At 55.4% G+C, this 2397-nt stretch carries 1 rRNA gene; it reads left to right on the top strand.

Going from position 1 to position 2397, the window contains the following annotated elements:
* Window positions 1-2358: ribosomal RNA gene (locus BTJ39_RS24145) — 23S ribosomal RNA — on the top strand; the annotation flags it as partial.
* Window positions 2359-2397: the final 39 nt, after the last annotated feature.

Below are 2397 nucleotides of genomic sequence, written 5' to 3'. Positions count from 1 at the left end.
TGGGGTGACTGCGTACCTTTTGTATAATGGGTCAGCGACTTGTATTCTGTAGCAAGGTTAACCGTATAGGGGAGCCGTAGGGAAACCGAGTCTTAACCGGGCGCTAAGTTGCAGGGTACAGACCCGAAACCCGGTGATCTAGCCATGGGCAGGTTGAAGGTTGGGTAACACTAACTGGAGGACCGAACCGACTAATGTTGAAAAATTAGCGGATGACCTGTGGCTGGGGGTGAAAGGCCAATCAAACCGGGAGATAGCTGGTTCTCCCCGAAAGCTATTTAGGTAGCGCCTCGTGAACTCATCTCCGGGGGTAGAGCACTGTTTCGGCTAGGGGGCCATCCCGGCTTACCAACCCGATGCAAACTGCGAATACCGGAGAATGTTATCACGGGAGACACACGGCGGGTGCTAACGTCCGTCGTGAAGAGGGAAACAACCCAGACCGCCAGCTAAGGTCCCGAAGTCATGGTTAAGTGGGAAACGATGTGGGAAGGCCCAGACAGCCAGGATGTTGGCTTAGAAGCAGCCATCATTTAAAGAAAGCGTAATAGCTCACTGGTCGAGTCGGCCTGCGCGGAAGATGTAACGGGGCTAAACCATGCACCGAAGCTGCGGCAGCGGCACGCAAGTGCCGTTGGGTAGGGGAGCGTTCTGTAAGCCGTCGAAGGTGGCCTGTGAGGGCTGCTGGAGGTATCAGAAGTGCGAATGCTGACATAAGTAACGATAAAGCGGGTGAAAAGCCCGCTCGCCGGAAGACCAAGGGTTCCTGTCCAACGTTAATCGGGGCAGGGTGAGTCGACCCCTAAGGCGAGGCCGAAAGGCGTAGTCGATGGGAAACGGGTTAATATTCCCGTACTTGGTGTTACTGCGAAGGGGGGACGGAGAAGGCTATGTCATCCGGGCGACGGTTGTCCCGGTTTAAGCGTGCAGGTGTGTGCTCCAGGCAAATCCGGAGCGCTTTAACACTGAGGCGTGATGACGAGGCGCTACGGCGCTGAAGTGACAAATGCCCTGCTTCCAGGAAAAGCCTCTAAGCTCCAGGTAACACGAAATCGTACCCGAAACCGACACAGGTGGTCAGGTAGAGAATACCAAGGCGCTTGAGAGAACCCGGGTGAAGGAACTAGGCAAAATGGTGCCGTAACTTCGGGAGAAGGCACGCTGGCGCGTAGGTGGAGGGACTCGCTCCCCGAGCCGAAGCCAGTCGCAGATACCAGCTGGCTGCAACTGTTTATTAAAAACACAGCACTGTGCAAACACGAAAGTGGACGTATACGGTGTGACGCCTGCCCGGTGCCGGAAGGTTAATTGATGGGGTTATCGCAAGAGAAGCTCCTGATCGAAGCCCCGGTAAACGGCGGCCGTAACTATAACGGTCCTAAGGTAGCGAAATTCCTTGTCGGGTAAGTTCCGACCTGCACGAATGGCGTAATGATGGCCAGGCTGTCTCCACCCGGGACTCAGTGAAATTGAACTCGCTGTGAAGATGCAGTGTACCCGCGGCAAGACGGAAAGACCCCGTGAACCTTTACTACAGCTTGACACTGAACATTGAGCCTTGATGTGCAGGATAGGTGGGAGGCTATGAAGCGTGGACGCCAGTCTGCGCGGAGCCAACCTTGAAATACCACCCTTTAATGTTTGATGTTCTAACCTTGCGCCGTGATCCGGCGCGGGGACAGTGTCTGGTGGGTAGTTTGACTGGGGCGGTCTCCTCCCAAAGCGTAACGGAGGAGCACGAAGATGGGCTAATCACGGTCGGACATCGTGAGGTTAGTGCAAAGGCATAAGCCCGTTTGACTGCGAGAGTGACGGCTCGAGCAGGTGCGAAAGCAGGTCTTAGTGATCCGGTGGTTCTGAATGGAAGGGCCATCGCTCAACGGATAAAAGGTACTCCGGGGATAACAGGCTGATACCGCCCAAGAGTTCATATCGACGGCGGTGTTTGGCACCTCGATGTCGGCTCATCACATCCTGGGGCTGCAGCAGGTCCCAAGGGTATGGCTGTTCGCCATTTAAAGTGGTACGCGAGCTGGGTTTAGAACGTCGTGAGACAGTTCGGTCCCTATCTGCCGTGGGCGCTGGAGAACTGAGGGGGGCTGCTCCTAGTACGAGAGGACCGGAGTGGACGCACCACTGGTGTACGGGTTGTCATGCCAATGGCACTGCCCGGTAGCTAAGTGCGGAAGAGATAAGTGCTGAAAGCATCTAAGCACGAAACTTGCCCCGAGATGAGTTCTCCCTGACTCCTTGAGAGTCCTGAAGGGACGTTGAAGACGACGACGTTGATAGGCCGGATGTGTAAGCGCAGCGATGCGTTGAGCTGACCGGTACTAATGACCCGTGAGGCTTAACCTTACAACGCCAGAGGCGTTCTGCGAAAGCGGATGAGAGAAT

The organism is Izhakiella australiensis (assembly GCF_002006995.1).
In the GTDB taxonomy this organism is placed as follows: Bacteria; Pseudomonadota; Gammaproteobacteria; order Enterobacterales; family Enterobacteriaceae; genus Izhakiella; species Izhakiella australiensis.
This window is presented reverse-complemented; position numbering and strand designations above follow the sequence as displayed.